We start from the raw sequence: 3,403 nt of genomic DNA on the forward strand, positions 1-3,403 counted from the left end.
GGATTGCCTTTGCGCTTGTAGAAATAAATGGAACTGTCGCCCAGCGGGCCAATCCATTTGTATTTGGTCTCGCGTTCCGGGGTTCGCAACATCGTGATCAGCATCGTTCTTTGATTGCCTTCCAGCGATGCTTTGGCGCGCATGCTGGGCATCAGCTGAATATCGATATCTGCGTTGAGCGCCTGGGCAATCGCCCGGAYGACTTCTACCGAAAACCCTGTCAGTGCGCCATCTTCACTGTAGTTATATGGGGCCCACTCCTCCGTGACGATGCTCAGCTTGCGATCCGCCGCCCAGCAAGAACCGGCCAGAGCGCAGGAAACGGCGAACGCGATCATGCACCCAGCCTTTCCGGCGTTCGAAGCACAGTTCACAGCCATATTCGAGCCCTTGTATTCCTTKACGGTTGGCGGCTCAAGTCCCAACTGCAACACTTGGCGGTCAATGAGGCAGTGAGGGCAGGGACTGTTGCAAGGCTTGCATGATCACCCGAAAGCGCCAGTTCCAGCGAGCCCGCGGCTGAACGCGCTGCTCGGGCCGCAGACGGTGCTGCACACCCAGCTCTGACGGCCCGCGTCGCGAGCCGACGGAAGAAGCGAGCGCTTTCAGGCGTGCGCGCGGTCGCGAGCGGCATTGCCGCCTACAAGGCGCGAGCTGACAGCAACCTAGATTTGCGCGTAGCCACTTTGAAGACCATCCATGCGCGCCCTTTTCGTCACCACCAGTGCCACACAACTCTCGCCTGAGCATCAGACCGGCCTGTGGCTGGAGGAGTTCGCCGTGCCCTACCTGGCTGCCATCGAGGCAGGCATCGCCGTCACGGTCGCATCGCCCCGGGGCGGCCCCGTGCCGCTGGACCCCAAGACGGAACCGAGCGACAAGCAGCGCAAGGAATGGGCCATGCCGCTGGAAGCGCTGGGGCACAGCGTGACGCTGGCGTCCGTGCAGGGCGAGACCTTCGACGCCGTGTTCATCCCCGGTGGCCACGRCCCGATGATGGACCTGGCCAAGGACGCCACCTTGCACACGCTGGTAGCGCGGCACGACGCGGCCGGCAAGGTGATTGCGGCCATCTGCCACGGCCCGGCCGCGCTGGTGCACGCAAGGCGCGCCGACGGCCAGCCTTTCTTCCAGGGCCGCCGCGCCACCGGCTTCACCAATGCCGAAGAGTTCCTGGCGCGGTTGAAGGCCGTCGTCCCCTTCCTGCTGGAAGACGAGATGAAGGCCAGCGGCGCTGATTTCCATTCCGCGCTGCTGCCCCTGCTGAGCCACGTGGAACAGGACGGCAATCTGATCACCGGCCAGAACCCGAATTCGAGCGAAGCCGTGGCGAAGGCCTTGGTCGCGGCGCTCTCGGGCCGCTGACCTTTGCATCGACGCCTTGAACGGCGGCGTTGCCGCCTCCATGACCCGGCAACGCGGCTTGCGGCCGAGCCAGCGGCTCAGCGCTTGCTCTGCCAGGGCAGCATGGCTGCCAGCACACCGTCGCGGCGCAGGAAGTGGTGATACAGCGCGGCCAGCGCATGCAGGCCGGCCAGCCACATCAGCACGTCGCCGAGCAGGCCGTGCACGTCGCCCCAATCCGCCGCCTCGCCCAGGCGCGAGCCGGCGATCCACGGGAACTCGTCCACCCGCACGCCGCCCAGCAGCGTCAGCGGATGGTGCTCGCTGCCCAGGGCCAGCAAGGCCGTGGCCGGCAAGGCCAACATCAAGGCCCACAGCACGCCGTGCACCAGCTTTGAGAGCCCATTCATCCACGCCGCCATCTCGAAGCGCGGCTTGCCCGGCCGCAGCGCCACCCACAACAGGCGCAGCAGCGTCAGCGCCAGCACCAGCAGGCCCAGGGACTCATGCCAGACGATGTCCAGCCGCGTTGCCGGGTCGATGCCATTGCGCATCATCCGGCCGAAGCCGCCCGGGCCCAGGATGAAGGCCACGGTCACGGCGATGGCCGTCAGCCAGTGCAGGACGCGGCTAAGGGGGTCGTAGCGGGGGGTGGGCATGGGGATGGTGCGGCCAGAACTGTTGTAGTGATTGTGGTGGGCTCGGATTGACGGGGAGTTGACATACGGCAAGGTGTTGGCCGGCGGCGGCGCGGCAAACGCAAGCGGCGAATGGTGCGGCTGCAGGCAGGCTGGCGGGCCACGGCCAAGACCAAGCTCCGGCTGAACTGGGGCGAGAGCAAGCTGAAGGATGGCGCGGCGGCCGATCTGCGCAGCAACACCAACGTGACGGCCAGCCTGTACTACGGGCTGACCAAGAGCGTGACGCTGGTGACGGAACTGAGCCGCACCACTTCCAGGCGGGTCACGGGCAGCGAGGCCAGGATGAACGGATTCGCGTTTGGCGGGATCGTGTTCTTCTGAGGACGGCCGCGCCGTCGCGGCGATGCCGCGATGGCGCGGCTCAAAACGACACCGGTGGGGCTGCTGCGCCCCGGGGCGCCGGACTTTAGATTTAAGACCCCGAATCGCAGCCGCCAWGACACAGGTGACGGCCCGCCGCCTGGAGGAGCGTCCCGCTGAGCCTCAGCGGTCAGTGCAGATGGACGCTTCCGATGGCGCGCYGAACGCCAGCCCCCACGACCTGCGCCAACCAACCTACGCCTGCATTCGCGCTACACGGCGGTGTGGGGAATGTGTCGTGGGCAGCGAAAAGGTTGGAAATCAGTAGGAACACGCTGTACAGAAGCGCGCGCTAACGCGTCTACTGCGCATTCAGGACGAGGAACTGGCTGGAATACAGGCGTCACGCGCATTTAGCTTCGGTCAATCGATTGCAAATAACCCGCACGACCACGCCTAAGATTCAGGAGGATAAATTGAAAAAAACTAACGCTGAGCATTCTGAACTCKATCACCCGGCAATCAATAAACTGCTGCTGCTGTGCGAGGAAGTGACGCGAGCAACAAAGGAAGGAACGCATCGATTTATTGAACCAGCACCGGGAGTGCTGCTTAGGGCCAAATCGAATCAACACCACATAGTCTTTGGCAGACGTGGGTCAGGCAAGTCAAGTCTTCTAAGGAAAACTGCGGCTGAGTTAACGATTGATCGCCGTCCGATTGCATTCGTTGACATGGAGACGTTCAAAGGACACTCCTATCCCGATGTCCTTATTAGCGTCCTTATAAAAAGCCTTCATGAATTTCAAAAGTGGCTCACGGACGCAGCTACAACTCCTGCGACGAAGACCTCTTTTTGGAAGAAGCTTTTCAATTCGTCGCCGCAACGACCGCCTTTTAACAGAAAGGAAACTCAAGCAATTAATGCTCGCCTCGCCGTGCTAATACAAAACCTTGAGCGGCAACTACGCGAACCAGAAACAAGCGAGAGGCAAGTTATCGAGAAGGCCGGCAGAGAGACTGGAGACTCCGCGCAGATTGCTAGCGAAATCAAGTCC

6 protein-coding genes are annotated in these 3,403 nt (G+C 62.6%); 4 read left to right on the forward strand and 2 right to left on the reverse strand.

Going from position 1 to position 3,403, the window contains the following annotated elements; genetic code table 11:
• Positions 1-338: substrate-binding periplasmic protein (locus AC1DU6_RS24330; RefSeq protein ID WP_477860207.1), on the reverse strand; the 338-nt coding region annotated here is incomplete at its 3' end.
• A 361-nt stretch (positions 339-699) separates the two neighbouring features.
• Here AC1DU6_RS24330 and AC1DU6_RS24335 point away from each other — a divergent pair.
• Positions 700-1,365, forward strand: coding sequence for a type 1 glutamine amidotransferase domain-containing protein (locus tag AC1DU6_RS24335; RefSeq protein WP_477860209.1), 666 nt, complete (start codon positions 700-702; stop codon positions 1,363-1,365).
• A gap of 77 nt (positions 1,366-1,442) precedes the next feature.
• Here AC1DU6_RS24335 and AC1DU6_RS24340 read toward each other — a convergent pair whose 3' ends face one another.
• Positions 1,443-2,003: a cytochrome b/b6 domain-containing protein gene (locus tag AC1DU6_RS24340; protein ID WP_477860211.1), complete on the reverse strand. Its 561-nt coding sequence runs from the start codon at positions 2,001-2,003 to the stop codon at positions 1,443-1,445.
• 111 nt (positions 2,004-2,114) lie between these two features.
• Between AC1DU6_RS24340 and AC1DU6_RS24345 the strand changes: the two genes are divergently transcribed.
• The 3 genes from AC1DU6_RS24345 to AC1DU6_RS24355 all read left to right on the forward strand — a co-directional run.
• On the forward strand, positions 2,115-2,366 hold the full coding sequence (locus AC1DU6_RS24345; RefSeq protein WP_477860212.1) for a hypothetical protein: 252 nt from the start codon (positions 2,115-2,117) through the stop codon (positions 2,364-2,366).
• Between the two features lie 191 nt (positions 2,367-2,557).
• Positions 2,558-2,701 carry a helix-turn-helix domain-containing protein gene (locus tag AC1DU6_RS24350; RefSeq protein WP_477860213.1) on the forward strand — a complete coding sequence of 48 codons (144 nt, stop codon included), beginning with the start codon at positions 2,558-2,560 and terminating at the stop codon, positions 2,699-2,701.
• A gap of 120 nt (positions 2,702-2,821) precedes the next feature.
• Positions 2,822-3,403: hypothetical protein (locus tag AC1DU6_RS24355; protein ID WP_477860215.1), on the forward strand; the 582-nt coding region annotated here is incomplete at its 3' end.

Source organism: Roseateles sp. P5_B10 (genome assembly GCF_056400485.1).